The 26,609-nt window shown below is 70.0% G+C and carries 31 protein-coding genes; 11 read left to right on the forward strand and 20 right to left on the reverse strand.

What is annotated here, in order from left to right:
- Positions 1 to 24: 24 nt before the first annotated feature.
- Positions 25 to 1,068, reverse strand: coding sequence for a diphthamide biosynthesis enzyme Dph2 (dph2, locus tag Z052_RS04130; RefSeq protein WP_086215337.1), 1,044 nt, complete (start codon positions 1,066 to 1,068; stop codon positions 25 to 27).
- A 230-nt stretch (positions 1,069 to 1,298) separates the two neighbouring features.
- Between dph2 and Z052_RS04135 the strand changes: the two genes are divergently transcribed.
- The 4 genes from Z052_RS04135 to Z052_RS04150 all read left to right on the forward strand — a co-directional run bounded on the left by Z052_RS04135 (position 1,299) and on the right by Z052_RS04150 (position 3,919).
- A complete protein-coding gene (locus Z052_RS04135; RefSeq protein WP_094520954.1) occupies positions 1,299 to 1,958 on the forward strand; it encodes an alpha/beta hydrolase in 660 nt (219 codons plus the stop codon).
- 69 nt (positions 1,959 to 2,027) lie between these two features.
- Entirely contained in the window at positions 2,028 to 2,402 is a 375-nt protein-coding gene (locus Z052_RS04140) for a YlbF family regulator (RefSeq protein WP_049929990.1), read from the forward strand.
- A gap of 93 nt (positions 2,403 to 2,495) precedes the next feature.
- Positions 2,496 to 3,194 (forward strand): P-loop NTPase, encoded by a 699-nt coding sequence (locus Z052_RS04145; RefSeq protein WP_094520953.1) that lies wholly within the window; start codon positions 2,496 to 2,498, stop codon positions 3,192 to 3,194.
- Positions 3,195 to 3,298: 104 nt separating this feature from the next.
- Entirely contained in the window at positions 3,299 to 3,919 is a 621-nt protein-coding gene (locus tag Z052_RS04150; protein ID WP_086215340.1) for a transcriptional regulator, read from the forward strand.
- Positions 3,920 to 3,941: 22 nt separating this feature from the next.
- On the opposite strand, the gene Z052_RS04155 is transcribed toward Z052_RS04150, so the two are convergent.
- Together Z052_RS04155 and Z052_RS04160 are read right to left on the reverse strand one after the other, a co-directional pair.
- On the reverse strand, positions 3,942 to 4,202 hold the full coding sequence (locus tag Z052_RS04155) for a hypothetical protein (RefSeq protein WP_049929993.1): 261 nt from the start codon (positions 4,200 to 4,202) through the stop codon (positions 3,942 to 3,944).
- A gap of 150 nt (positions 4,203 to 4,352) precedes the next feature.
- A complete protein-coding gene (locus Z052_RS04160) occupies positions 4,353 to 5,288 on the reverse strand; it encodes a peptidylprolyl isomerase (protein WP_049929994.1) in 936 nt (311 codons plus the stop codon).
- A 176-nt stretch (positions 5,289 to 5,464) separates the two neighbouring features.
- On the opposite strand from Z052_RS04160, the gene cyaB reads away from it, so the two are divergent.
- Entirely contained in the window at positions 5,465 to 6,043 is a 579-nt protein-coding gene (gene cyaB / locus Z052_RS04165; protein ID WP_089307811.1) for a class IV adenylate cyclase, read from the forward strand.
- 5 nt (positions 6,044 to 6,048) lie between these two features.
- Here cyaB and Z052_RS04170 read toward each other — a convergent pair whose 3' ends face one another.
- On the reverse strand, positions 6,049 to 6,525 hold the full coding sequence (locus Z052_RS04170; RefSeq protein WP_094520952.1) for a MaoC family dehydratase: 477 nt from the start codon (positions 6,523 to 6,525) through the stop codon (positions 6,049 to 6,051).
- Positions 6,526 to 6,612: 87 nt separating this feature from the next.
- Between Z052_RS04170 and Z052_RS04175 the strand changes: the two genes are divergently transcribed.
- Together Z052_RS04175 and Z052_RS04180 are read left to right on the forward strand one after the other, a co-directional pair.
- Entirely contained in the window at positions 6,613 to 7,476 is an 864-nt protein-coding gene (locus tag Z052_RS04175) for a CoA ester lyase (protein ID WP_049929997.1), read from the forward strand.
- A 173-nt stretch (positions 7,477 to 7,649) separates the two neighbouring features.
- Positions 7,650 to 8,903 (forward strand): Glu/Leu/Phe/Val dehydrogenase, encoded by a 1,254-nt coding sequence (locus Z052_RS04180; protein ID WP_089307814.1) that lies wholly within the window; start codon positions 7,650 to 7,652, stop codon positions 8,901 to 8,903.
- Between the two features lie 30 nt (positions 8,904 to 8,933).
- Here Z052_RS04180 and Z052_RS04185 read toward each other — a convergent pair whose 3' ends face one another.
- The 5 genes from Z052_RS04185 to Z052_RS04205 form a co-directional block, all read right to left on the reverse strand.
- A complete protein-coding gene (locus tag Z052_RS04185; RefSeq protein ID WP_094520950.1) occupies positions 8,934 to 9,641 on the reverse strand; it encodes a diphthine--ammonia ligase in 708 nt (235 codons plus the stop codon).
- A gap of 103 nt (positions 9,642 to 9,744) precedes the next feature.
- Positions 9,745 to 10,314 (reverse strand): hypothetical protein, encoded by a 570-nt coding sequence (locus Z052_RS04190; RefSeq protein ID WP_049930001.1) that lies wholly within the window; start codon positions 10,312 to 10,314, stop codon positions 9,745 to 9,747.
- Positions 10,315 to 10,479: 165 nt separating this feature from the next.
- Positions 10,480 to 10,824, reverse strand: coding sequence for a glutaredoxin (locus tag Z052_RS04195; RefSeq protein WP_049930003.1), 345 nt, complete (start codon positions 10,822 to 10,824; stop codon positions 10,480 to 10,482).
- Between the two features lie 82 nt (positions 10,825 to 10,906).
- On the reverse strand, positions 10,907 to 11,542 hold the full coding sequence (gene gfcR / locus Z052_RS04200) for a transcriptional regulator GfcR (RefSeq protein WP_049930004.1): 636 nt from the start codon (positions 11,540 to 11,542) through the stop codon (positions 10,907 to 10,909).
- On the reverse strand, positions 11,529 to 12,599 hold the full coding sequence (locus Z052_RS04205) for a glucose 1-dehydrogenase (RefSeq protein ID WP_094520949.1): 1,071 nt from the start codon (positions 12,597 to 12,599) through the stop codon (positions 11,529 to 11,531). The genes gfcR and Z052_RS04205 overlap by 14 nt, the downstream gene beginning before the upstream one ends.
- 105 nt (positions 12,600 to 12,704) lie before the next feature.
- Between Z052_RS04205 and Z052_RS04210 the strand changes: the two genes are divergently transcribed.
- From Z052_RS04210 to Z052_RS04225, 4 genes are all read left to right on the forward strand, one after another.
- Positions 12,705 to 13,529: an NRDE family protein gene (locus Z052_RS04210; protein WP_094520948.1), complete on the forward strand. Its 825-nt coding sequence runs from the start codon at positions 12,705 to 12,707 to the stop codon at positions 13,527 to 13,529.
- An 89-nt stretch (positions 13,530 to 13,618) separates the two neighbouring features.
- Entirely contained in the window at positions 13,619 to 14,503 is an 885-nt protein-coding gene (locus Z052_RS04215; protein WP_089307817.1) for a metallophosphoesterase, read from the forward strand.
- 74 nt (positions 14,504 to 14,577) lie between these two features.
- Complete coding sequence (locus Z052_RS04220) at positions 14,578 to 14,931, forward strand: MarR family transcriptional regulator (RefSeq protein ID WP_049930010.1); 354 nt, start codon at positions 14,578 to 14,580, stop codon at positions 14,929 to 14,931.
- A 120-nt stretch (positions 14,932 to 15,051) separates the two neighbouring features.
- Entirely contained in the window at positions 15,052 to 15,411 is a 360-nt protein-coding gene (locus Z052_RS04225; RefSeq protein ID WP_049930011.1) for a hypothetical protein, read from the forward strand.
- A 24-nt stretch (positions 15,412 to 15,435) separates the two neighbouring features.
- On the opposite strand, the gene Z052_RS04230 is transcribed toward Z052_RS04225, so the two are convergent.
- The 11 genes from Z052_RS04230 to Z052_RS04290 all read right to left on the reverse strand — a co-directional run bounded on the left by Z052_RS04230 (position 15,436) and on the right by Z052_RS04290 (position 26,583).
- The gene (locus Z052_RS04230) at positions 15,436 to 17,250 is read right to left on the reverse strand and encodes a Na(+)/H(+) antiporter subunit D (protein WP_094520947.1); all 1,815 of its coding nucleotides are present in this window, start codon (positions 17,248 to 17,250) and stop codon (positions 15,436 to 15,438) included.
- Complete coding sequence (locus Z052_RS04235) at positions 17,250 to 18,929, reverse strand: cation:proton antiporter (RefSeq protein WP_094520946.1); 1,680 nt, start codon at positions 18,927 to 18,929, stop codon at positions 17,250 to 17,252. Before Z052_RS04235 ends, Z052_RS04230 begins: the two co-directional genes overlap by 1 nt.
- Complete coding sequence (locus tag Z052_RS04240) at positions 18,926 to 20,404, reverse strand: monovalent cation/H+ antiporter subunit D family protein (RefSeq protein WP_099288855.1); 1,479 nt, start codon at positions 20,402 to 20,404, stop codon at positions 18,926 to 18,928. The genes Z052_RS04235 and Z052_RS04240 overlap by 4 nt, the downstream gene beginning before the upstream one ends.
- Complete coding sequence (locus Z052_RS04245; RefSeq protein WP_049930017.1) at positions 20,397 to 20,756, reverse strand: cation:proton antiporter subunit C; 360 nt, start codon at positions 20,754 to 20,756, stop codon at positions 20,397 to 20,399. Before Z052_RS04245 ends, Z052_RS04240 begins: the two co-directional genes overlap by 8 nt.
- Positions 20,753 to 21,247 carry an MnhB domain-containing protein gene (locus Z052_RS04250; protein WP_049930018.1) on the reverse strand — a complete coding sequence of 165 codons (495 nt, stop codon included), beginning with the start codon at positions 21,245 to 21,247 and terminating at the stop codon, positions 20,753 to 20,755. The genes Z052_RS04245 and Z052_RS04250 overlap by 4 nt, the downstream gene beginning before the upstream one ends.
- Positions 21,244 to 21,783: a DUF4040 domain-containing protein gene (locus Z052_RS04255; RefSeq protein ID WP_094520944.1), complete on the reverse strand. Its 540-nt coding sequence runs from the start codon at positions 21,781 to 21,783 to the stop codon at positions 21,244 to 21,246. The genes Z052_RS04250 and Z052_RS04255 overlap by 4 nt, the downstream gene beginning before the upstream one ends.
- The gene (gene mnhG / locus Z052_RS04260; protein WP_094520943.1) at positions 21,780 to 22,097 is read right to left on the reverse strand and encodes a monovalent cation/H(+) antiporter subunit G; all 318 of its coding nucleotides are present in this window, start codon (positions 22,095 to 22,097) and stop codon (positions 21,780 to 21,782) included. The genes Z052_RS04255 and mnhG overlap by 4 nt, the downstream gene beginning before the upstream one ends.
- Complete coding sequence (locus Z052_RS04265; RefSeq protein ID WP_049930024.1) at positions 22,094 to 22,369, reverse strand: cation:proton antiporter; 276 nt, start codon at positions 22,367 to 22,369, stop codon at positions 22,094 to 22,096. The genes mnhG and Z052_RS04265 overlap by 4 nt, the downstream gene beginning before the upstream one ends.
- Entirely contained in the window at positions 22,362 to 23,495 is a 1,134-nt protein-coding gene (locus Z052_RS04270; protein WP_049930026.1) for a monovalent cation/H+ antiporter subunit E, read from the reverse strand. Before Z052_RS04270 ends, Z052_RS04265 begins: the two co-directional genes overlap by 8 nt.
- Before the next feature lie 84 nt (positions 23,496 to 23,579).
- Positions 23,580 to 24,758 carry a bifunctional phosphopantothenoylcysteine decarboxylase/phosphopantothenate--cysteine ligase CoaBC gene (coaBC, locus tag Z052_RS04275; protein WP_049930028.1) on the reverse strand — a complete coding sequence of 393 codons (1,179 nt, stop codon included), beginning with the start codon at positions 24,756 to 24,758 and terminating at the stop codon, positions 23,580 to 23,582.
- Between the two features lie 667 nt (positions 24,759 to 25,425).
- Positions 25,426 to 26,583, reverse strand: coding sequence for a DUF63 family protein (locus Z052_RS04290; RefSeq protein ID WP_049930034.1), 1,158 nt, complete (start codon positions 26,581 to 26,583; stop codon positions 25,426 to 25,428).
- Positions 26,584 to 26,609 lie beyond the last annotated feature (26 nt).

The following is a 26,609-nucleotide window of genomic DNA, read 5'->3' on the forward strand; positions in this document are numbered from 1 at the left end:
CGTCTCCTGCTTCCGTGCGCCGCCCTACCAGGTGTCGTGGAACGTGTCGAACTCGATCGAGTCGAGCGGCTTCTCCCCGATCGCGGCCTCGTACTCGCCCGGCGTCAGCATCGGCTTGTGGAACCGCGGGCCGTCGTCGGTCGTGATCCGCGGGCAGCCGGTGTTGACGAACGCGTCCATGTCGAAGTTCCGGAGGCGGTCCGGCGTCACCTCGTCCATCGTGATCAGGTAGGCGTTGTCGTTGTTGTCGACGATCTCCTGGGCCTTCTCCCAGCGGCCCTGCCCGATCTTCGTACAGAAGATGACGCCCCACTTCTCGGCGTCCATCGCCTTGTGGACCGCGGCGTAGCGCTGCTTGAGGAACTGGTCGTGTTCGGCGACCGAGACAGCGTTGTTGACCGGGTCCGCGATGACGACGCGCTTGTCCGGGTGCTCCATCGCCAGCCCGACCGGGTGGAACTTCCCGCCGCCGACGTACAGCACCTGCTCGGCGTCGATGTCCGCGGAGGCGTAGTTACAGCCGAGCACCTGCCCCTCCTTCGTGAGGCGGTCGTCGCCCCGGCGGGTGTGGACCTCGTAGCCGCGCTCCTCCAGCCAGTCCGTCATCTCTTCGAACCGGTTCATGTGCTGGGCGGTCGTTACGAGGCCCACGTCGGCGTCCTCTTCGGGGGACGCGAGTTCCTCCTCCAGCGCGTCCTCCATGATCGGGAACGGGTCGACGTTCGAGAACAGCGGGACGTAAACGATGCTGTCGGACTCCTTCATCGGCGTGTGGCCGAAGTGAACGAACACGTCCGTCCGCCGCATCAGGTACGTGTCGAGGTCGCAGGCCCCGTAGCAGGGCTGCCCCGAGAGCATGAACGTGACGTCGTCGGGTGCGACCTCGCGGAGGTCGTCCGCGACCTTCGGACCGCGGCGCTTGAGCCCCTCGGGGAACTGTAAGCCGACCTTCGAAGCGTCGCGCTCCTCGATGGCCTCCAAGATTCGGTCGAGCTCGTAGTCCCACTCGCGGTCGTGCTTGAGGGCCATCCCCGTCTTCGTCAGGTCGCCCTCGGTGGAGCCGCTCATGTCGACCGGATTGTGCGGCAGGACGGTTAAACGGCGCGTTCGACCCCGAGTTTCGTCCCAGACGTTCGCGATCGTCGGAATCCCTCGCCCCGCGCCGGGGTCGTCACGGCGTCTCGACGCGTCGCACTCGGCGTCCAAGTCGGCCGATCCTGAGACGACGAGCGGCCCGCCGAACCGACGCGCTGCCGCGGTCGACGGACCTAACAGCCGCCCTCGCTAACCCCGCACCGATGACCGAGATTCCGCTCGAACACGTTCACGTCGCCCCCGACGAGGAGTCCGGCGGCGAGCCCGCGCCCGCCGTCTTCGTCCTCCACGGGCGCGGCGCCGACGAGGAGGACCTCCTCCCGGTCGCGGCCGAACTGCCCGACGACCTCCACGTCGTCAGCCTTCGCGCTCCCGACCCGCTTCAGGGCGGGTACACGTGGTACGAACTGGACCTCTCGGCGGGCGGGCTGGAGTCCAGCCAACCAGACGCCGACGACTTCCGGCGGAGCCTCGACCTGATCGGTGAGAGCGTCGAGCGCGCGGTCGACGCCTACGGACTCGACGCCGACCGGCTCGGGCTGCTCGGGTTCAGTCAGGGCGCGATAACGAGCCTCTCGCTCCTCTTGGAGGACCCTGACCGCTACGCGTGGGTCGTCACCCTCCACGGGTACCTCGCGGAGTCGCACGCCGACCTCGACCCGGACGGGATCGAGGGGAAGCCGGTCTTCGTCGGCGCCGGCGCCGGCGACCGGGTGATTCCCGAGTCGCGGACGACCGCGGCCGTCGAACGGTTCGAAACTCTCGACGCCGATGTCGCGAGCGGGAGCTTCCCGGGCGGCCACGGCATCGGCCCGCAAGAGCTCGATGCCGTCGTCGAGTTCGTCGCGTCTCGGACGGCGTAGCGAACCCCAAACGTCGCCGCCGAGCCCCGGCTCCGGCAGGTTCAAACCGCTCGGCCACGATGTCAGAACATGAGCGTCGAACAGGTCTCCATCGAGGACCTCGGTCGAGAGCTCGGCGAACGCATCGCCGAAACCCCGGAGTACGAGCGCTTCGAGGAGACGAGGGCCGCGGTCCAGCGAGACGAGGAGGTACAAGCGGCGATCGACGAGTTCGAGCAGCTTCGCGCGGAGTTCATGCAGGCCCGCCAGACCGGGCAGGCGACGAACGCCGAACTTCAGCGCGTTCAGGAGGCGCAGGACGAGCTCCACTCGATGCCAGTGATGAGCGAGTACCTCGACGCACAAGACGAGCTGAACGAGACCCTCGAAGCGATCAACGAAGCCATCTCGGAGCCCCTCGCGGTCGACTTCGGCGGGGAAGCCGGCGGCTGCTGTCAGGACTGACTCGCGGACTACGCCCGTCGTTCCGGCGAGCCGAACGCCCGCACCCCCGGCGACCGGCCCGCTCCTTATGACGAATACCGACGCACCACCCCCGTGATAGCCGTCGCCGGCGGCAAGGGCGGAAGCGGAAAGACGACGACCACCCTCGGGCTCGCGCGCGCACTCTCGCGGCGCGGCGCGCGGACCATCGCGGCCGACGCCGACTGGGATCTGCCGAACCTCGCGCGGCTCGCGGCGGAGACCGCGACCGACGGCGGTCCGGCCGATCCCGATCTCCCTAGCGGTCCAGAGGACGAGACGACGGTCCGCGACGCGGTCCGCGGGACCGTTCCGGTCCGTCCCGACCGCTCCGAGCCGACCGTTCTCGCCGCCCCGGACGCGCCGCGATCGGTCGACGCGTTCGGAGCGCTCGCGGTGCTCGACGGCGCGACGCCCGACGGCGCGCCGGTGTTGCTCGACTGCCCGGCGGGCGCCTCGGCGGACGCGGCCGCGCCGCTTCGGGCCGCGGACCGCGCGCTGATCGCGACGCCGCTCCGCCGCGCCGCGCTCCGTGACGCCGCGAAGACGGCGGCGATCGCTCGCCGCCTCGACTGCCCGCCGGTCGGGGCGGTCGCCGTCGGCGAGGCGAGCGTACCGGACTCGGTTGCGACGCTGCTCGGCTGTCCCGTCCTCGGTGCGGTTCCCGACGGCGGAGCCGAGCCGCTGTCCGACCCCGCGGTCCGGAGCGCGTACGACGAACTCGCTCGTCGACTCGGCGAGACGGCGGCGGCGGACGGGTGGCAGATCGCGTGAGAATCACGGACGCGGCCGACTCCGGGGCGGCGGATTTCGGTGGCGAGACCGGTCGAGAGAGCCGCCACCGACAGACCCAAACCTCCACGGGCGGCAGCGATCATATGGAGACGCTTCCGACCGGGGTCTCGGTGCTGGACCGACAGTTCGGCGGGGGGTTCCCGAGCGGTAGCGTCGTCGTGTTGAAGGCGAACCCCGACAGCCAGTCCGAGCTCATCTTGGACCGGTTCGCCCGCGTTCGGAGGTGCCGCTACCTCACGACCGTCCGATCGGCCGGGGCGGTGGAGGCGGCGCTCAGCCGCGACGGGGACGGGGAGACGACGGTGGAGGCCACCGACGAGGTCGGCGACCTCGACGAGGCGGCGTCGCTCACGACCGATCTCCCGGAGGAGGGAACGCTGATCGTCGACTCCGTGGAGCCGCTGGAGCGCGGCGCGTCTCCGGCGGCGTACGCCGAGTTCCTCGACGGCGTGCGCGCTCGGGTCGACGACGCCGACGGCGTCGCGCTGCTCCACGCGCTCCGCGGCGGGGAGGACCCGCAGGCGCGCCGGATCACGGAACAGGTCGCGGACATCGTGTTCGACCTCCGGACGACGGTCACCGGGACCGAGATCGCGAACCGGCTCGTCGTCGCCAAGTTCCGCGGCGGCGCCGCCTTGGAGGAGCCGCTGAAGCTGAAACTAACCGACGAGGTCGCCGTCGACACGAGCCGCGACATCGCCTGACGCGGCCGATCGCTTGATTCGGCTACGACACGACGGACGCGAGAAGTGTCAGCGCGCCGACGACGGCCGAAGCGATCGCCCAGTTTCGCGCGGTGTCGAACGCTCCGTACGGCCCGCCCTTCCGCGAGAAGAGGTACGACGCGTACACGGCGAGCGGCGCCAGCGTCGGGAGCGTCGCAACCGAGACGACGGCGGTGAAGCTCGACAACAACGCGACCGCGACGGTCGTCGCGCCCGCGACCGCGGCGACGAGCGCGTCCTCGCGTGCCCGTTCGATCTCCATACCGGTGTGGGCGCGGCGTCGGGCAAAAGCGATCCGTTCGTCGGTCGACCTGACGCTGCGGGCTGAGCCACCGGAGTGAGTGGCGGCGTAGCGCGGCCGCTCGAGGCACCAGCGTCTCGAAGAAGCGAAACCCGGCAGCGACGGGGTCCGTTACTCCTCGTCGATCTCGTCGACGATCTCGTCGGCGTCGACGTCGACGTCCTCGAGCGCCTCCTCGATGTCGACATCGCCGGCGCCGGCGCCGCCCATGCCGCCCATCATGCCGCCGAGGCCACCCATGCCGCCGCCCTCGATGACCTCCTCGATCACGACGCGGTCGAGGTCGAGGCGGTCCATGAGGTCCTGCGCGATCTGCTGTTTCTGGAACATCCACTGCTGGTTCATCTGCATCGCCTGCGTCGCGGTGACGTAGAGGATGTCCTTCTCGACCTCCTCGGTCTCGACGGTCTCCTCGCCGTCCTCGTCCTCCGTGACGGTCTCCTCCTCCTCGGTCTCCGTCTCGATGCGGACCTCGGGCGCCTCCTGAAGGTACATCCCGAGCATGCCGGCGGCCTGCTCCTCGCGGTCGTCGATGGCTTCGAGGATCTCGTACTCGTACTCGAGGTCCTCGCCGGCGAGCGGGTGGTTAAAGTCGACGCGGGCGCGGCCGCCGATGATCGTCTCGAGGTGGCCCTGCTGATTGTCGATCTGGACCTGCGCGCCGGGGTAGCGGCTGTCCTCGGGGATCTTGTCGGCCTTGACGGTCTCGACCTCGTCGGGGTCGTACTCGCCGAAGGCGTCGTCGGCCGGGACGTCGACCGTTCCCTCGTCGCCGACGGCGCCGCCGATGAACGCCTCCTCGACGGAGGGGAACACGTGGCCGGCACCGAGCGCGATGATCCGGGGCTCGAAGTCGTACTCGTCGACGTCGATCTCGGCGTCCTCGGCCGTCTCCTTGTCGGTCGTGTCGATGACGCGGTCGTCGTCGGCCGTTCGGATCGTGTACGCGACGCGGACGAAGTCGCCGTCTTCGAGTCCGTCAGCGTCAGTCTCGGTCTCGGTCTCCTCGGCCTCGGCGGCCGCGTCCGCTTGCTCCTGATCGCTCATACCTGAAGGTCACCTGTTACACCCTTAAGAAGCACGGTTCGGCCCGAAGCCCGCCGACGAGCGGGCGACAGCGGCGATTCGGCGGCCGACGCGCCGGCCTACGGGTCGCGGCGGTTCGTCGCGGAGCACGGCGGCGTCCCGCGCTCCTTATGAGCGGTCCGACCGCAGTGCCGGGCATGTACGAGGTCGAGATCAAGGTACCGGCGGACCTGGACGCGACGCGAGAGCGCCTCCGCGAGGTCGGGGCCGAGCACGTCGCCGCCAAGCGACAGCGCGACACGTACTACGACGCGCCGCACCGCGAGTTCGCCGAAACGGACGAGGCGCTCCGGATCCGGCGCGAGATGCCGCTGTCGGACGGCGAGGGGTCGGCGTCCTCCGCCGACGACCCGGCGGCGACGATCACCTACAAGGGACCCCTCCTCGACGAGGCCTCGAAGACCCGCGCCGAACACGAGACGGGCGTCGACGACGGAGAGGCGCTCGCGGCGGCCCTCTCCGGGCTCGGCTTCGAGCCGGCCGCGACGGTGGAGAAGCGGCGCGAGTTCTGGGCGTACGACGGGTTCACCGTGACGCTCGACGCCGTCACCGGGCTCGACGAGTACGTCGAGATCGAACGCGCCGTCGAGTCCGAAGGCGAGGTCGACGCGGCGCGCGAGGCAGCGATCGAGGCGCTCGACCGGCTCGGCCTCGACGCCGACGACCAGGTTCGCACCTCCTACCTCGGGCTGCTGCTCGCCGGCGAGGACGACTGAGGCAGTCAGCCGTCCTCGTCCCCCGTCGGCCGCTTCTCGGAGAGGACCGTCCGCTCGAACTCGCAGACTAAGACGTCGTCGTCGCCGTCGACGATCTTGAACGCTTCCACGCGCATGGTGACGACGCCGCGCTCGCCGTCGCTCGTCTCGCGCTTGTCGGTGACCGTCGAGCGGGCGCGGATCGTGTCGCCGTGGAACACCGGGTTCGGGTGTTCGACGCCGTCGTACGAGAGGTTCGCGACGATGGTGCCGTCGGTCGTCTCCGGGATCGACATCCCGACCGCGAGCGACATCGTGTACAGTCCGTTCACCAGTCGCTCGCCGAACTCCGTCTCCGCGGCGAAGTCGGCGTCGAGGTGGAGCGGCTGCTGGTTCATCGTCATGTCGCAGAAGCGCTGGTTGTCGGCCTCGCTTATCGTCCGCCGCGTCGCGTGGTCGATCGTCTCGCCGACTTCGAACTCCTCGTAGTACAGTCCGGGCATGGGCCCCCGCTCGACCGGCGGCGTGAAATCGGTACCGCTCTCGGGGCGGCCGTCGGGTTTTATCTGCCCGCCCGCGCACCCCCGCACATGCCACGCCGAAGCCTGCTGTTCTCGCCCGGCGACAGCCCCGAACTCATGCGGAAGGCGCCGGGAACCGGCGCCGACGTGATCTGTTTCGACCTCGAGGACGCCGTCGCGCCCGGCCGGAAGGACGAGGCGAGGGCGGCGGTCCGCGAGGTGCTCGCGGACCCCGCCTTCGACCCGGACGCGGAGGTCTGCGTCCGACTCACCGCCGAGTCGCCCGCGGCCGACCTCGACGGAGTGATCGGTACCGACAGAGAGGGGGGCGGCGACGCGGTCACCCTCGACGCGGTGATGCTCCCGAAGGTCGAGGGCGCGGGTCGGGTCGAGCGCGTCGCCGAACTGTGCGCCGAGCGGGGCCGCGATCCCGCGGTGTTCTCGCTCGTCGAGACGGCGGCGGGCGTCCTCGCGGCGGAGGCGATCGCGGCGGCGGAGGCGACCGACGCGGTCGCGTTCGGCGCCGAAGACCTCGCCGCGGACGTGGGCGCGACCCGGACCGACGAGGGGACGGAGGTGCTGTACGCCCGCGAACACGTCGTCCTCGCCGCGAGCGCGGCCGGCGTCGACGCGCTCGACACGGTCTACACGGACTTCTCGGACGAGTCGGGGCTCCGGGAGGACGCCGCGTTCGCGCGCCGGCTCGGCTACGACGGGAAGCTGGCGATCCACCCGGCGCAGGTAGGCCCGATCACCGAGGCGTTCACCCCGGACCCGGACGACGTCGAGTGGGCCGCGGCGGTCCTCGACGCCCGCGACGAGGCGGAGGGGGAGGGACGCGCCGTCTTCCAGGTGGACGGCGAGATGATCGACGCGCCGCTGATCGCGCAGGCGGAGCGGATCCTCGACCGCGCGCCCGACGGGACCCGCTGAGTCGGATCGGTGGCCCGGCCGGCGTTCGGGTCGCGACCCGCCCGGCTGTCGCTGTGGACGGGGTCGACCAGCATCGCTCGATCGGCGTCGATGCGCGTCGTTCGGACGGTGTCGGCACGCACAATTTCCGTACCGGTCGCCACAGTTAACCACCGCCCACCGAGACTGATCGTATGACTACGGAGGCGAATCCGTTCGAGAGCCTGCGGGAGCAGGTAGACGACGCCGCGGCGGTCGTCGACGCCGACTCGGGCGTCATCGAGCGCCTGAAGAACCCGGAACGGGTGTTGGAGACGAACCTGACGTTCGAGCGCGACGACGGCTCGCTGGAGACGGTGCGCGCGTACCGCGCGCAGTTCAACGGCGACCGGGGGCCGTACAAGGGCGGGATCCGCTATCACCCGGGCGTCACCCGCGACGAGGTGAAGGCGCTGTCGGGCTGGATGGCGTACAAGTGCGCCGTCGTCGACGTCCCGTACGGCGGCGGGAAGGGCGGCATCGCGATCGATCCGGCGGACTACTCCGAGTCCGAGCTGGAGCGACTCACGCGGGCGTTCGCGACGGAACTCCGGCCGCTGATCGGCGAGGACCGCGACATCCCCGCGCCGGATGTCAACACCGGCCAGCGGGAGATGAACTGGATCAAAGACACCTACGAGACCCTCGAAAACACCACCGCCCCCGGCGTCATCACGGGGAAGGCGCTCGACTCCGGCGGCAGCGAGGGTCGCGTCGAGGCGACCGGTCGCTCCGTCGCGCTGTCGGCCCGCGAGGCGTTCGACTGGCTTGACCGCGACGTCGCGGACGCGACCGTCGCGGTTCAGGGGTACGGCAACGCCGGGTCGATCGCGGCGGCGCTGCTCGACGACCTCGGCGCCGACGTGGTCGCGGTCTCCGACTCCGCCGGCGGGATCCGCGACCCCGAAGGGCTCGACCCCCGCGACGTGAAGGCGCACAAGGCCGAGACCGGGTCGGTGACGGGCTACCCCGGCGCCGACGGCCTCACGAACGACGAGCTGCTCACGCTCGACGTCGACTGCCTCGTCCCGGCCGCGCTGGAGAACGCGGTCGACGCCGAGCTCGCGGCGGACGTCGGCGCCGACCTGATCGTCGAGGCGGCGAACGGTCCGCTCACGCCCGACGCCGACGACGTGCTCGCCGACCGCGACGTCAACGTCGTCCCCGACATCCTCGCGAACGCGGGAGGCGTCACCGTGTCGTACTTTGAGTGGGTCCAGAACCGACAGCGGTTCAGTTGGACCGAGGCGCGCGTCAACGAGGAACTGGAACGCGTGATCACGGAGGCGTTCGACACGCTGGTCGACACCTACGAGTCGAACGACGTCCGCAACCTCCGCACCGCGGCGTACGTCGTCGGTATCGGTCGGATCGTGGACGCGTACGATCAGGCCGGAAACTGGCCGTAACGGGACTCTTTCGCCGTTTCAAAGGGCGCTCTACTCCAGCGTCGCGTCGCGGACCTCGATGTGACCGCGGTCACCCTCCCAGACCGTGTCGTACGTCAGGTCGATGCGGCGGTCCATGTGCGGGCCGTCGACGACGTACGTCTCGAACTCGCCGCCCTCGCCGAGCGGGTGGACGCCGTACTCCTCGCGGAGCGCGAGCAGGTCGTCGAGCGCGTCCGCGTCGTACCGTCGTCCGAGCCATGATTCGTCGAGCCCGTACGCCGCCACTTGGATGATCCGGATCTCGAAGTCGGCGTCGAACATCGCCTCCGCGAGTTCGACCGGGTCCCGCTGCCACAGCGGGGCGAACAGGTCGATCCCGAGCCGGTCGCACATCCCCCGAATCCGGTCCGTCTGGAACTCGCTCTCGACGGCGCCGGCCGTGACGCCGGCGAGGTCGTCCGCGGCGGCGATCTCTCGGAGCGCCGCCTCCATCGGCTCCAGCTCCGCGTCGCCCTGCGCGCCGGCGTCGTCGACGTCTGCGGCGCCGAAGTCGTCCGGCGACACCTCGACGAGGTCGACGCCGACGCTCTCGGCCGCGAGTTCGGCGAGCTCGGTCGCCGGCGTGTGGTACATGTACGAGTCGCCGGCGGGGTGGACGGTCAGCAGCCGCGAGACGTCGAGCCCTTCCTCCAGCGCGCGGTACAGGGCCCACGAGGAGTCCTTGCCGCCGGAGAAGAGGCTCACCCAGTTGCTCATGACCGGGGGAGGGAGTCGCGCGGATAAAGAGTCGGCGGTCGGACGGCGAGGGAGCCGCGAATCGCACGCCGCACGCGGGACCGGCCGCGGCGAACGCGCCGCCTCAGTCGGAGATGAACTCGTTGTCGCGCCAGTTGACGCCGCCGTCGCCCTCGCCGGCGCCCTGCGGGCTCTCGACGACCTCGATGCTGGCGGGGCGGGGTTCACCTTCGACGATCCGGGTCGCCTCCAGTTCGCCGTCCTCCTCCGTGATCGCGGTGAGCGTCCCCTTCTCGGAGAGCGTCGCGATCTTGCGGAGCACGCGGAACATCGGGTACTGTAGCGCGGAGTTCTGGAGGACGGTCTCGCGGTCGCCCTTGAAGCAGGCGAACTCGACGAGCTCGGAGGGGATCTCCTCCTCCTCGTCGTCCATCCACTGGGGACCGCCGGCGCGGGGCGGCTCCTCCTCCCAGACGCGGGTCTCCGTGACCGACGCCTTCAGCTGCGCCGTGGGCGTGTACTTGCTGATCGACTCGTCGTCGGACAGGGCCTTGATGATGAGTGTGTTGTTTCGACGCGTGATGTCGATGTCGTCGATCTCCTCCGGCAGATCGGGGTCTTCGTCGAAGTACGTCTCTACGTCTTCGAGTGGCAGTTCGAGCGTCGAATGGAGTCGGAACACGCGGCCTGTCATTGTTTGTGGAATGCGGTGGGGTCGAACCGGTGGTCACGGCGGCGGCGGCAACGGCCGCACCTACCGTAGCTACGCACCGTAGGTTTATATGGACTGCCCTTCGAGGTGTCAGGATCCGCGTGCACGTCGCGCCCGGACCGGAGGATCAACGGCGGGGGCGACGGCTCACTCGGCGCCCAGTTCCGCGGCGAGCTCGCCGCGCTCGTCGAGTTCGCCGAGCACGTCGCTGCCGCCGACAAACTCGCCGTCGACGAACGTCTGCGGAATCGTCTCCCACCCGCTGTGAGACTCCAGCGCCTCGCGGTACTGCGGCAGCGCGGGCAACACGTCGACCGTCTCGAACTCCTCGACGTGCTGGGAGATCAGCTCGACGGCGCGCTGGGAGTAGCCACACTGGGGCATCAGACGGTTCCCCTTCATGAAGAGTACCACGTCGTTGTCGGCGAGGACCGTCTCGACTCGCTGTTCGATCTCTTCGGCGTCGGCGTCGGCTTCGGGACTGAACGTCATACGGCTCGATACGCGACGCCGAGGCAAATGGGTTCCGCACGGGCGGGCGACGTGACGGGCCGACCGCCGACCGGCTCGGCGCTTACTCCTCGCGGTCGACGCGCACCACGTCGACGAGCGAGTAGACCGGAACGCCGTCGATGTCGTCGTACCCCATCTTGTCGACGAGGACGACGCACGCGACCGGCTCGCCGCCCTGCTCGCGGATCGCGTCGATCGACTCCCGCATCGTCGTCCCGGAGGTGATGATGTCGTCGACGACGTAGCAGTCGCGGTTCCGGATCGCGGCGAAGTTCCGCGAGAAGCCGCCGCCGTGCTCGTCGATGTCGCCCTCATCCCACTGGTGTTTCGCGGGGGCGTACGTACCGAGGTCGGTGTCGAGCCGGTCGGCGACCGCGGTCGCGAGCGGCGCGCCCGCCTTCTCGATGCCGACGGTCAGGTCGACCGCCTCGCCCTGTTTGGCCAGCAGGTCCGCCATCGCGCTCGCCGCGAAGCCGAGGCGGGTCGAGTCGCGCCCGAGCGCCGACCAGTCGACGTGGATGTCGGCCGACGCCGCCGCGTCCGCGGCCGCCTCGTCCGTCTCGGCGCCGCCGCCGCGCTCGACCAGCCAGCTCGCCGTCTCGCGGGAGACGTTCAGTTCGTCCGCGATCTCTCCCTTCGAGAGCCCCCGCTCCGCGAGCTCGGCAGCGCTGTCGATGAGGTCGTCAACGTTCTTCATACGCGGCAAATTCGACCGCCGTTTTAATAGTCGTGTCGTCATCCGCGAACGCGGCCTCGAAGTCGTCGAGCCCGTGGACGCCGGTCACGAGATCATCGAGGAACCCGTCGGAGAGTCGCGAGAGCGACTCGACGGCCGACTCGAAGTGCCCGTACCCGGAGTTGACGCTGCCGACGAGCGCCTTGTTGTGGAGGACGAACTCCCGGTGGAGCCGGCCGCCGTCGATTTCGAACTCCCAGTCCCCCGGGACGCCGAGGAGCGCGCCGACGCCGTTGGGCGCGAGCGCCTCGATCGTCTCGAAGGCGTGGGGCGCGTAGCCGGTCGCCTCGAAGACGAGGTCCATCGGCTCGTACGCCTCGGGCACCTCTGGGATCGCGGTGTCGTTGGAGTTCACGTACGTCGCTCCGAGCGACTCGATGATCTCGATCGTCGGGTCGGGGCGCTCGCGCCGTCCGAGACAGTAGATCCGGTCGAACGACTCGTCGAGGGTCGCCACGGTCAGCAGGCCGAGCGACCCGTTCCCCAGCACGAGCGCCGACTCGGGCTCCCAGTGGAACGCCGACCGGCTGGCGTACGCGTGCTCGATCGCCTTCTCCGCGATCGAGACCGGTTCGACGAGGAAGCCCCAGTCGGCGAGCGCCGGGGGGATCTCGACGAGAAACTCGGCCGGGCTGGTGAAGTACTCCGCCATGAACCCGTGCGCCCCGACGATGCCCCGCTCGTGGTACTCGCCGTCCGGCGCCATGTCGGGCTCGCCGCGCGCGAAGTACTCGTTGGCGCCGTTCGGCGGGCGGCGGACCGTCGGGACGACGACATCGCCGACCTCGAACGGCGTGTCGTTCGGCTCCTCGATCACGCCGACGGCCTCGTGACCCAACACGAGGTGGTCCTCGCCCGCGGGCGCCCCGCCGTGTCCGCCGGCGATGACCTCGTGGTCGGTCCCGTCGACGCCGACCCGGAGCGTCCGAACCAGCGCCTCGCCGGGCGCGGGCTCCGGTCGCGGTCTTTCTGTCACGACCGGTTCGTCGGCTCCCTCGTAGACGGCAATCGCGTCCATACCACGACCCAAGCGGTCGGCCCTCAAAAGATTTCTTTTATTTCGAGTAAACACGTGTGGGGACTCCACCGTGGAGTTTTCACCCGGTCGGCCGTACTCGCTGGCGTGTGTACACTGACTCTGGCGTGGCGGACGTTCGGCGACGCCCCCGTCGCGCTCGCCGCCACCCGCGACGAGGCGCACGACCGCCCGAGCGAACCGCCGGCACTCCGAGAGGGCGACGGCGATAGCGGGCAGGGTGACGGCGGAGACGACGGCGAGGGGTTCGACGGCGGCGGCCGGTACGTGGCCCCGCGCGACGCCGAGGCCGGCGGTACGTGGATCGGCCTCTCCGAGGACGGTCTCGTCGTCGCCGTCACGAACCGCTGGCTCGACGCCGACCGCGAGGGCGACCGCTCCCGCGGGCTGCTCGTGCGCGACTGCCTGACGGCCGCCTCCGCGGAGGACGCGGTGCGGACCGTCGAGCGCGAACTCGACGAGCGCGCGTACGACGGCTTCAACCTCGTCCTCGCCGACGACCGCGCGGCGTTCCTCTTGGTGTACGACGGCGGCCTCGCCGTGACCCGGCTCGACCCGGGCGTCCACGTGATCGGCAACGTCGGCGGCGTGGTCAACGGGACGGAGCGGTTCGCGGTCCCCGAGCGACGCCGGGCGTTCGGCGAGGAGCGGGCCGACAGCACGAGGCAGATCGCGGCCGCGCTCGCCCCGGAGCCGGGGGAGTCGGGAGCGTCGTGGCTCGACCGCGCGAGCGCCGTCCTCGCGGACCACGAGTACGGCGCCTGCCTCCACGGCGACGGGTTCGGAACGCGCTCGTTCACCCGGATCCGGACCGGCGGCGACCCCGCCGTCGCGTACGCCGACGGACCGCCCTGCGAGACGCCGGCCGAGGCGGTGCCGCTCCCGGCCGACTTCGCGACGGGCCGGGCGTAGCGGGGCGGAGCGGAGCGTACCCCGGCCGCCGTGCGACTCGGTACCGAGACGGGCGGGACGTTTTTACCTCGGAGACGGACGTAGCGGTCATGCGGCTCCTCGTCTTCGGCGACCTCCACCTGAAGCCCGCGGCCGACGACTACGACCTCGCCGCGGTGTCGCCGCCGGCGGACGTCGACGCCGCGCTCGTCCTCGGCGACCTCACGCACCGCGCGGGCGACGACGATGCCGAGCTGGCCCGCCGGTTCATCGGGCGACTCGCGCCGGACGTGCCGGTCGTCTACGTCCCGGGGAACCACGACCCAGCGCCGATGCCGAGAGAAGTGGTCGACACCGCTCTCGGGGCCACCGCGGAGCACCTAAGCGCGCGGACGCTCGGGAACCTCACCGTGGTCGGGTGGGGCTGCGAGCGCCGGTCGCTCGCCCCGTCGCTCCCGCAGACCGACTTCGACGCGCTCGACCCGCGGACGGCCCCTCGCGAGGACCGGAGACACGCCGCCGACCGTCTCGCGGACGACCTGCTCGACGCGTGTCACCGCGTCGTCAGCGGAGCGGCGTCGACCGAGGAGGTCGCCGCGTCGCTGGGCATCGCGGACGAGGAGGCGGTCGCGTTCCACCGCGGAATGGCCGAAATCGAGACGACGTACGAGCGGCTTTCGGACCGCCTGCGGCGCCGTTCCGACGTGCTGCTCGCGACGCACGTGCCGCCGTTCGGTACGTCCTTCGATCGCCATCACGCGGTCGGTACGCGCGAGACGGACCGCGAGCACCTCCACACCGGGTCGATTGCGCTCGCCCTCGCGGTCCGAGACCACGACGTGTTCGCCGCGTTCAGCGGTCACTCGCACGCGTTCGGGTACGACCCCGGTGACGGCGACGGCGGTCGACCGCACCTGCTCAACCTCGGCTTCCGCGGCGTCGGCGTCGTGACTGTCGGCCCGGCGCGGGGAGAGTTCGCGTTCACGCGCTGGTGAGGCGGCGCTCGCGCGGGCTCGGGGCGGGCCGAGCGGAAGGCCAGTTTTAACCGATTCGGGAGGCGTGAGAGAGTATGAGCGCGTCTGAAATCGAGTCCGACCTGTCGGCGGACGAGCGCGCCGGTCTCGAACTCATCCGCGAGACCGGCGGCATCCACCAGAGCGACTTCTGGAAGGAACTCGATGTCTCGTCGCGGAAGGGGAGCCGCATCGCCGATGCGTTAGAGGAGTCGGGCCTGATCCAGCGGGAGGACACCGTCTACAACGGCCACAACACCTACTACCTGGAGCCCGCCCCGCGCGACCTCGACTTCTCGCTGCTTATGGCCGACGACATGCTCTCGCCGTTCATCGGCGAGGAGGAGGTCGACGCGCAGGCGGACGCCTTCTCGCAGTGGATGATGAACCTCGCGTACGAGGAGTACTGAGGCCGGCGGCGGGCGACTCTGCGCCGCCCCGCTTCGAATACGGTCCTGCCAGTTTCATCGACGTTCGCAGCCCACCGCTGCCCCGAGGGTTTTACTCGATCGGATCCGGATCGATCCCGTATGAACAGGGCCCTCCCGCTCGCACTCGGCGTCGGCGTCGTCCCCGCGCTCGGCGTGTACGCGCTGGTCTCGTCGGTCCCGACCGCGCTCGGAACCGCCGCCGTCTACGTCGGCGCGGCGTACTTCTACTTCGCGTTCGACATCTCGCTGCTCGCCGCCGCACCGCGGTTCGACGACCGCAGCGACAGGCTCGGGTACGGCGTCGGCCTCTTCGGACTGAGCGTCACCCCGATCCTGTTCGCGCAGTCCGCCGGCGGCGGCGACGCGACGGTGTTCGGCTTCGTGATCGCGTTCTTCGGCGCGGTCGCCTTCCTCACCCTCAGCGAACAGGCGCGCCGCCGTCGGGGCGGCGGAGAATGAGACCGCGGCGGCGCTCGACCGCGGTCAGAGGAACAGGACTCCGAACAGTGCGATCCCGACCGCCAGCGTCAGGATCAGCACGCTGCGGCCGATCCCGGACTTGATCTCGACGTCGCTGCCGACACGTCGGACGGCCGCCTGCGGGTCGGTGACCGTCCGGACGGTCGCCGTCGTGAGCCCGACGACGGCGCGGTCGACGGCGGCGTAAAGCTCCGTGACGCCGACCACGAGCCCGCGGGTGCCGTAGAACACGGCGGGGTTGTACAGCGAGTCGACGTCCGGGACCCGCCCCAGCTTCGAGAGCGGCTTCTTGGTGAGCGCGAAGCCGATCAGGCCGAGGACGGCGAGGGCGACGCCTTCGATCAGGTGGTCGACGGTGTACGTCTTGTACACCTTCTCGACGACGGCCTCGCTCGTCACGTCGAACGGGAGGATCCCGAACAGTCCCACGTCGGCCGGGACGACCGCCGCGAGCGGCGAGGTGGGAACGAGGACGCCGTAAGCGACGCAGAGCACCGCCACCGCGCCCATCGCGACGCTCTGCCCCCGGTTGGCGTCCCGCACGTCGCCGTCGTAGCTCCCGTGGAAGAACGCGTAGTAGCCGAACTTGATGAACGACATGAACGTCCCGATCCCGCCGAGCAGGAGCAGCCATTCGAGCGTATGGAAGTCGCCGATCGGGAGCGGGCCCTTCGGGAAGGTGTAGTGGCTCCCGGAGATGATGATCCCCTTGCTGACGAAGCCGTTGAACCCGGGGAACCCCGCGATCGACAGCGCGGCGATCGTGAACGCGCCGGCGGTGACCGGCATGTCGCGGGCCAGCCCGCCCAGCTTCTTCAGGCTCTCCTCGCCGGTCCGGTAGACGACGACGCCGGCCGTCATGAAGAGCAGCCCCTTGTAGAGGATGTGGTTGAACACGTGGGCGAACGCGCCGGCCTGCGACAGGGCCGACCCGATGCCGACGCCGGCGATCATGTAGCCGACCTGCGACTGGATGTGGTACGAGAGCAGCCGCCGCATGTCGTTCTGGAACAGCGCGAACGTCGCCCCGAACACGGCCATCCCGCCGCCCATGTAGGCGATCGCGACGTGCCCGTCGGGGAACGCCCGGTACATCCCGTAGACGCCCGTCTTGGTCGTGAACACGCAGAGGAAGACGCTGGCGGCGATGTGCGGGCGCGGATACGTGTCGGGGAGCCACGCGTGGAGGCCGATGAACCCGACGTTGACGCCGATGCCGACGGCGGCGAGCGCGGCCGGGAGCCCTGCCACGATCCCCGCCGTCTCGGGGCCGCCCGGCACCGTGGCGAACAGGAAGGTCCCCTTCGCGACGTAGTTACCGAGTATCGCCGCCATCAGCAGCGTCCCGCCGAGGCCGTGGAGCAGCGCGTACCGGAAGCCGGCCCGGACCGCCTCGCCGCGGTAGTGCCAGACGAGCAGCGTGCTGGTGACGGCCATCAGCTCCCAAAAGAACAGCAGCGTGAGCCAGTCGCCGGCGAACACCGCGCCGAAGCTCGTCGCGACGTAGGAGAACGCGAACGCGGTCTGAATGCTCTCGGCCTCGCTCGCGTACGAGTAGAGGACGGCGACGACGCCGATGATCCCGAATATCAGCCCCATGAGCCGCGAGAACTCGTCGACGTTGAGCAGGACGGCGTCGAAGCCGAGGAACGTGGCCTGGAGGTGCGCGCCCGCCGGGACGGTCCACGCCCAAGCCACCGCGACCCCGGACGCGGCGACGCCCAGCGCGTGCCCGACGCGGCGGGGCGTGAGGGCGATCAGCGCGGCGATGACGAGGAGGACCGGACCGGGCGGGAGGGCGGTGAGCGCGGCGGTCATCAGCCCATCACCCCCGGGAGCGAACCGACGACGGTCTCGATTATCCGGAGGAACACCGCCGTCCGCGGGACGACGCCGAGCAGGACCGAGAGGCTCGCGGCCGTCAGGATCGGCCCGAGCATGAACCACGTGCTCTCGGCGCCGCGCCAGCCACGAACGTCCCACCCGCCCGCCGGCGGGCCGCCGTGGTGGTCGTCGTGACCCTCGTGCGTCGCCGCCTCGTGGTCATCGCCGTGCGCTGCGGTCTCGTCAGCGCTCGCGTGCGTCGCCGCCTCGTGGCCGCCGTCGGCGCGGGGGCTCCCGCGGCCGCCGAGCGCCGCGGTCACGAGCGGCTTCTTGTCGTGCCCGTCCGGTGACTCGAAGTACGCCTGGTACACGATCGGCCAGAAGTACGCGATGTTGAGGACGCCGGACACCAGCAGCGCGCCGGCAAACATGAGGCCGCCGCCCTCCAGGGCGCCGATGACGATGTACCACTTGCTGACGAACCCGGCTATCAGCGGGATGCCGGCCATCCCCGCGGCTGCGACGGCGAACGCCGCCATCGTCAGCGGCATCCGGTCGCCGATGCCGGCCATGTCGCTGATGTCGTCCGTGTGGGTCTCGACGTGGATTGCGCCCGCACAGAAGAAGAGGGTGAGCTTCATGAACGCGTGCGCCGGGATGTGGAGCAGCCCGCCGACGAGCGCCTCGCCCTCCAGCAGCGCGAGCCCGAGGACGATGTACGACAGCTGGCTGATCGTCGAGTACGCCAGCCGCCGCTTGAGGTTGTCCTGCCGCAGTGCGATGACGCTCGCGGTCAGGAGCGTGATCGCGGCGACGACCGCGAGCGGCGCCGCCACGCCCAGCTCCGCCATCGTCTCCGTGCCGAACACGTCGAGCACGACGCGGGCGATGCCGAAGATGCCGCTCTTGACGACCGCGACCGCGTGGAGCAGCCCCGAGACCGGCGTCGGCGCGACCATCGCGTCGGGGAGCCACGAGTGGACCGGCATCAGCGCCGCCTTGACGCCGAACCCGCCGGCGAGGAGGCCGAACGCCACGCGCGCCAGCGTCGGGTCCGCGCCGGCGAGCGCCTCGATCCCGCCCGGCGTGAACGCCGTGGTGCCCGTCAGCACGTAGACGAGCGCGGTCCCGCCGAGCACGGCCACGCCGCCGCCGAAGGTGTACGTGAGGTACTTCCGGCCGGCCGCGCGGGCCTCGTCGGTCTCGTCGTGCGTGACCAGTGGGTACGTCGACACCGTCAGCAGCTCGTAGAAGACGAACAGCGTGACGAGGTTCGCCCCGAACGCGACCCCGACGGCCGAGGCGAGGCTCGCGGCGAACGAGGCGAAGTAGCGGGTCTGCGCGTGTTCGCTCAGTCCGCGCATGTACCCGATGGAGTAGAAGCTCGTGACGATCCACAGGAGGCTCGCGAGCAGCGCGAACAGGATCCCGAGGGGGTCCGCGCGGAGCACGAGCGAGATACCGTCGCCCAGCTCGCCGATCCGCGTGACGTAGGTGGTCCCCGAGAGGACGCCGGGGACCATGCTGGCGACGAGGGCGAACTTCGTCGCGGCGACGGTGAGGGTGACGCCCTCACGGACGTTCGGCCGCGATCGGAGCGAGAGGATGACGGGGATGGCCACGGCCGACACGAGCACGGCGAACAACGGTCGAAGGGAGGTGACGTCGGTCATTGGAGCATCAGCTCAAACACGGTCATGTCGATCAACTGGTCTATCACCGGGACGGCGGCCGCGAGTCCCACGGCGAGGACGGCGGCGACGACGACGGTCACGATCATGGCCGTCGAGACGCGCTCACCCCCGTCGGCGGCGACCGCCTCCGGCGCGATGGTTGCCTCGGCAAAGTAGAGTCGTTCGGCGAGCCGCGCGAAGTACGCCAGCGTCAGCAGCGTGCTCGCCAAGAGGACGGCGACCACCGGCCAGAACCCGGCGTTCACCGCGCCGAGGACGATGTACCACTTCCCCATGAACCCGACGGCCGGCGGAACGCCGACCATCGCGAGCGCCAGCAGCGTGAAGGCGCCGGTGGCGGCCGGCGCGCGACCGGCGATCCCGGCGTACCCGCCGACCGTCGTCGCGCCGGTCTTCCGCTCGATGATCCCGGTCGCGGCGAAGAGGCCGCCCTTCATCACCGCGTGCCCGACGAGGTGGACGGTCGCGCCGACGACCGCCAGCGGCGTCGCGATCGCGAATCCGGCGATCACGAGGCCGAACTGCGACACCGACGAGTACGCCAGCATGCGCTGAACGTCGGACTGCGCGACGGCGAGGGCGCTCCCGGCGACGATGCTGACGCAGGCGACGGCGACCAGCGCCTGGCGCGCGATCGGAACCGCCTCGAGGAAGTCGACCGTGAACACGGAGAACAACACGCGCGCCAGGGCGTACGCGGAGACCGTGGAGACGAGCGCCGAGATGAACGCGCTCACGCTGTCCGGCGAGTCCGCGTACGCGTCGGGTTGCCAGGTGTGGATCGGGAACAGCGCGACCTTCACTAAGAGTCCGGCGACGATCAGGCCGAACGCGGTTAAGACGAGCGTCGAGTCGTATCCCGCGGCGGCGAGTTTGTCGCTGAGGTCCGCCATGTTCAGCGTGCCAGTGGCGGCGAGCGCGTAGCCGACGCCGAGCAGGTACAGCGACGCGCCGATGGTTCCGATGATGAGGTATTTCAGGGCCGCGACGGCGGACCGGGCTCCGGGGCCGCTCGCGACCAGCCCGTACGCCGCGAGCCCGGTGATCTCAAGGAAGACGTACAGGTTGAACACGTCGCCGGTCACGGTCATCCCGGACAGGCCGGCGACGAGGAGCAGGAACTGCGAGTAGAACGAGTTCTCGTGGGGGCCCGCGTGACGTGCGTACGCGAGTACGCCGAGCGAGACCGCGCTGATGAGGGCGACGAGTAGGATCGTCAGTCCGTCGGCGACGAGTTCGATCCCGTAGGGGGCGACGAACCCGCCGACCGCGTACCGAACGACCCCGTCGGTCCAGACGGTCCACGCGAGCGCGCCGGCGAGCGCGGCGTGCCCGAGGGCCGTCGCCGTCGCGACCGCCCAGCCGACGCGGTCGTAGCGGAGACTGGCCAGCGGCGGGACCGCGGCGCCGAGGATCGGCAGGACGACCAACAGGACGATCAGGTGGTCAATCATGGTAGAGTTCCTCCAGGGTGTGCTCGTCGAGCGTGCCGTACTCGGAGTAGACGCGCACGACCAGTGCGAGCGCCACCGCGGTCAGGCTCACGCCGACGACGATGGCGGTCAGGATCAGCACGTGCGGCAGCGGGCTCACGTACGGGCCGGCGCCCTCGGTGACGACCGGGGGATTGCCGCCTGCGCGGTACGCGAGCGTGATGAAGAACAGGAAGATCCCGGTCTGGAACACGTTCATCCCGATCACCTTCTTCACGAGGTTCCTGGATTCGATCACGGTGTACAGCCCGATCCCGAGCAGCAGGACGACCGCGTAGTAGTTGTAGTGCGTCGTGAGTAAGTCGAGTGTCATGAGGAGTCCCCCTCGGCGACGCCGTCGAAGCCGGCCGCAAGCAGGAAGAATAGCCCGATCGCGACAGCGGCGACGATGGCGCCGATGCCGAGTTCGACGAGTTCGATTGCGTACTTGATCGCGTGGCCGAACAGCGCCTCGAACTCCGCGTACTGGAGGAACTGTCCGCCGAGCGCCATCGCGCCGAGACCGATCCCGACGAACGCGAACACGCCCCCGGAGGCCAGCGCGGAGACGACGCGGACGTCGAGCCACTGACGGGTCGAGTCGATGCCGTACGCGAAGGCGAGCATCATCACCACGGACCCGGCGATGACGCCGCCCTGGAACCCGCCGCCGGGCGAGTCGGCCCCGTGGAACATGATGAACAGCGCGAACGTGAGGATGAACGGGGCGACCAACCGGACGGTGGTCATGATGATCGTCGACTCGACGTACAGCCCGGGCCCCTCGTCGTCGCCCGCCGCCGGGTCCGCGTCGCCGGTGCTCATGCCACCACCTCGCGGCGCAGTACTGACAGCGTGACGACGACGGCGCTGAAGACGACCACGCCCTCGCCGAGCGTGTCGAAGCCGCGGTACGCGGCGAGGACGGCCGTCACGGCGTTTTTGACCTCGGTCTGGTCGTACGCGTTCTCGAGGTAGTACTGGGTCACCTCGCCGCCGACGACCGCCGAGTTCGGGTCGCCGATGGCCGGGAGCGCGGGGACCGTCGCGCCGACGAGCAGGACGAACCCGGCGACGAGCGCCGCCGTCTGCCACCCGATCGACTCGAACAGGCGGTCGACGTCCGGCGAGGCGGTGTTCGACAGCGCCAGCAGGAACAGCACGGTCATGATGCCGGCGCCGACGGCCGCCTCCGTGAGCCCGACGTCGGGCGCCTGAAGCACGAGCCAGAGCACCGAGACGCCGAGACTGTACGCCGCGAACGCCATCACCGCCGCCAGCGTGTCCTTCAGCAGGGCCGCGCCGACTGCGCAGCCGAGGACGAACACCAGCAGCACGGCTTCGATCAGCGAGGGCGTCATGGCTCGTCACCCTCCTCGGCGGTCCACGGTTCGATTCCCTGGTCCTGCGCCGCGCGGGCGACGGCGTGTGCTGCCGTCGGGTTCGTGATGAACATGAACAACAGGAGGAAGACGGACTTCGCCGTCGAGAGCCCCGACTGGAGCGCGAGCGCGGCGGCGGCGATCGCGAGGATCGCCCCCAACGTGTCGCTCTTCGAGGCGGCATGCGAACGGGTGTAGACGTCCGGCAGTCGGACGAGGCCGACCGCGGCGACGCCGCCGAAGAAGGCCCCGGCGAGCGCGAGGGCGACGATGCCCCACTCGGTCGGCGTCACAGCACACCCCCGCGCTCGACGTTGAACTTCGAGAACGCTATCGACAGCAGGAAGTTCAGCAGAGCGTACACGAGCGCCACGTCGAGGAACGTCGACTGCTGGAACGCCGCGGCCACGAGCGTGATGGCGATGACGGTGTTCGTCCCGGCGACGTTCACCGCGATGACGCGGTCGTGGGTCGTCGGCCCGTCGTACACCCGGTACAGCGCGACGACGGCGAAGAGGACGAAGGCCGCCGCGATGGCCAGCAGCGCGGTCTCGAACTCAACCATCTCGTCCCTCCCCGGCGTCGCCGCGTTCGCGCGGCGTCGGGATCCGGGCCGCCGCGCGGCCGTAGAAGACGAACCGAACCGCGCGCTCTAACCCGCCGTCGAAGAGGTCCGCGCGCGAGTCGGCGGTCAGCGAGTGGATGTCGAACGAGCGCTCGGAGACGTTGACGGTCAAGGTTCCGGGCGTGAGGGTGATGCTGTTCGCGAGCGTCGTCACCGCGCCGTCGCCCCAGACCGCGGCGCGGAGCTGAACGACCTCCGGGTCGATCGGCATGTCGGGGTGGAGGACGACGTACGCGACCTGGAGGTTCGCGACCGCGATCTCCTTGACCAGATACGGGGCGTACACCAGCAGTCGAGCCAGCCGGCGGAGCGTCACCCCGAGCGGCGCGGAGCGGTTCGCCACGACCGGCGCGAGGACGAGGGAGACGATCGACGCCGTCACGAAGCCGGTGAAGAAGTCGAGCGGCTTCCAGGCGCTCAGCGACATGTAAAACAGGTACGAGACGACGAAGACGGAGAGGTACTTCGACAGCGACGCCGCGCGGGCGAGCACCGCCCCCTCGGTCGGTCGGTCGACCGGCGCCGTCTCGACCGGCACGTCGCCGCGGGCCAGCTCCACCGACATCGGCTGGAGCATCGACGCGGTGCCGCCGGGCTTGTACTCCGGGTCGACGACGATCCGGTCGATACCCGCCGCGGCCGCGTACTCGAGGAGCGCGTCGGCGTAGTCGCCCGGGCTGAACAGGTACCGGTCGGTTCCGACGGTGTCGGTGACGACGGTGAGCCACCCGGGGGCATCGGCCGCATCGGCGGGCGCTTCGCCGTCGGCGTCCGCCTCGGACTCGCCCGCCGCGTCCGCCTCTCGGTCCTCCCGAGCGACGACCGTCCCCTCGGCCGTCTCCTCCTCGACCCAGAGGGCGACGCGTTCCAACTGTTCGCGGGCTGTGCCGAGCTCCGTCGGGGCGTCGGGGCTGACGGCCTGCGTCCGAGCCGCGAGGACCAAGTGAATCTCGACCGGCGCCGGGGCCGTCTCGGTCGCCAAGTCGACGACGTACGAGACAGTGTCTCGGAGGCTGTCCGAGTCGCCGACGGGAACGAGTATTCGGCGGGCGTCTGTGTCTGACATGTGTGAACTGTCTCTCACGTCTTCGTGCGAAAAACGCGAGACTATCCAGTGTGGCAAAACAATGGCAAAGTCAAAACTATTTCGTTATCCCACGGTTTCGCTCTCGGATCGCCCGAGGACGCCGGCGAGTTCGTCGGCGACGCGGGCGCCGAGCCCGTCCTTATCACCGACGAACTCGCGGGTGTCCCCTCGGCCGACGAGCAGCGCCCGCGTCGCCTCCTCGCCCATCACGCTCGCGTCGTTGGCGACCACGAACGAGAGCCCCACGCGGTCGCGGATGCGCTCCGCTTCCGCCACCATCGCCGCGTCGTCGCCCGACGTCTCGGCCTTGAAGCCGACGATCGGGAGGTCGGGATACGCCTCGCGCACCGAGTCGATGAGCTTCGGCGTCGGCCTGAGATCGACCGACAGCGGCGATCCGGACCGGATCTTCTCGTCGACGGCGTCGGCGGTGAAATCCGAGATGGCGGCCGCGGACACCAGCGCGTCCGCGGTCGCGGCGGTCCGCCGACAGGCGTCCATCATCTCGTCGGCGGTCTCGACGGCGACCACGTCGGCGTAGGGGACCTCAGGGCCGTCCTGAACGAGCGTCACGCGCGCACCGCGGACGTAGCACGCCCGCGCCAGGGCGCGGCCCGTCTTCCCCGACGCGCGGTTCGTCAGGATGCGGATCGGGTCGATCCGCTCCTTCGTCGCGCCCGCGGTGACGACGATATGCGCGTCCGAGAGGGTCTGGGGCGTCGTCGCGCGGGCGACCTCCGTGACGATGTCTTCCTCGGCGGCGATCTTCGCTTTCCCCTCCTCGATACGCGGGTCCGCGAAGCGGATCCCCCACGACTCCAAGCGGTCGAGGGCGTCGAGGACGCCCGGGTGGTCGTACATCGGCTCGTGCATCGCCGGGGCCATCACGACCGGTACGTCCGCGCCGAGCGCGGTCGTCGCACAGGTCGTCACGGGCGTGTCGTCGACGGCCGCGGCGATCTTCCCCGCGGTGTTGGCGGTCGCGGGCGCGAGCAGGAGCACGTCGGCCCACCCCTCCCGGCCGCATAACTCGACGTGTTCGACGCTGCCGGTGATCTCCGTGACGACCGGCTCGTCGGTCGCGAAGTCGACCGCCCACGGGTGGACGATGTTCGTCGCCGCCGGGGACATGACGGCGCGGACGCTCGCGCCGTGGCGGCGCAGTTCGTGCGCGAGTTCGACGACCTTCACCGCCGCGATGCTCCCCGAGACGCCGAGCGCGACGTTGACCCCGTCCAGCATTACCGAGACCGTTCCCCCCGCGACGGCTTATAAGATGCCGTTGCGGAGCGACCCGAGTGACCGATCGCGACGTGGTGTCCCGAGATTCATTCATAAACATGCGGTGCGGTGGCGCGTGCCTGCGAGCGGCCGCCCCCGGCGGCCGCGAGACAGGACGCGCGAGGGAGTCCGTGGTCCGGAGCGAAGCGGAGGACCACCGACAGGGCGAGAGCCCCGCTCTCGCTTACAACCGGACGTCGTCCGGTGACGAGGCTGGGGAGGCGTGAGGCGCGGTTGCTGTGCGGGCGGGGCTTTGGAGGAGTCCGCCACTGATCCGCGGTTAGCCATCTATAAATGAGCGAGTGAGCCTTCGGGAACGATCGCCTCGTGAGTGGACCCGAATTACTCTACATCGGTGTTGTAATACCCGAACAGGAAAACGACAAACCCGAATATCAGCCAGAATAGCAGGCTCGGATTCAAGAAAACGTCCGGTGAAAATTCCTCGGAGGATATAATCGTATACCAAATGGGGACGCTAATAATCAGACCGAGACTTCCGAGAAGCATAATTCTGACGTGCCCGTTCATTGTGTCAAATTCGGTTTCCGACTGCCAGTAATCCGATCTCGGGATAAACGAGCGGATCTGCGAGCGTCCTGAACTACGGGGATTAACCGCCCGCCATTTAAACCCCGAACGTCGCGCGCAGCATGTCCCGCGTCCCGGGGCCCAGTCCGACGGCCAGCACGGTAATCAACAACAGCAGCGTGTAGCGCGGCGACTCCGCCTTCATCTCGCCGTTGAATACCCAGACGACGAACGTCGCGGCCGCCAGCTTCACGAGGAGGAACGGCCACGCGTCGCCGGTGACGGCGAGGATCGAGTCGGGGAGCAGCCGCCCGGTCCAGTCGACGATGAGCGCGTTGACGACGTGTTTCGGGACGAGGTTCGCGGTGCCGGTCAGTGCGGGCATCCAGTTGAGCCCGATTACGTTCGCGACGCCGTCGACCGCGTGCCCCCAGATGATCACGACCCCCGCCGCGCCCGTCCCCTGTCGGATCGTCGGAATCCGGCGCGTCGCGAGCGCCCACGTGCCCGCGGTCGCGGCGGTCGCGACGGCGAGCGTCGGGACGAGCACCTGCGGGTAGAACGTGACGTAGCCGGTCGTGGCCGCGAGGTACGCGAGGTAGCCGACCGCGAGCGCGAGCCCCGCGGCGCCCGACCCGAACAGCGGGCGCGCGTAGTCGTCGACGGCGCCGCGCCGTTCGAGCCCGTACGCCGCGAGGACGCACGCCAGCGTGAACAGGAACACGGTGAAGTAGATGAACGGGCTGATCAACACCGCGCTCGCCGGGAACGGGATCAGCGGCTCGGCGCCGGCGGCGGTCGCCGCGACCCCCGCGTCCTCGACCGTCCGCATCGCCCCGCCGAACAGCATGAACGGGAACAGCGCGTAGAAGAACCGGAGCTCCGTCGCGATGTCGAGCCGGCGGAGGAGGAAGACGACGCCGACCAGCATCGCCAACAGGATCACGACGTAGCTCACCGTCGAGAGGGTGGTGTACCCCGGAGCGGCGACGACCTCGCCGGCACTCCGCGCCGACTGGCACGCCGCGCTGCTGCCGAGCAGCTCCGTGGTGCCGCCCGCCTCGCGGACGGCGCACTGCGCGCCCTCGCCGTCCGCGACCACCGGTCCCCAGAAGTAGCGCCAGAGGAACCGGTCGTAGACGACGCGCGGGAAGACGACCGACCCGATCGCCAAAAGCGCCGTGACCCCCCCGACGACTGCCGCCCACGCGCGCTCCGGGGACAGGTCGAGCCCGTCCGCGACAGCTGTGCTCATGGTCACCGTTCGGAGAGGTCCCGAGT

The sequence above is a fragment of the Halorubrum sp. C191 genome (assembly GCF_002727095.1).
Lineage (GTDB): Archaea > Halobacteriota > Halobacteria > Halobacteriales > Haloferacaceae > Halorubrum > Halorubrum ezzemoulense.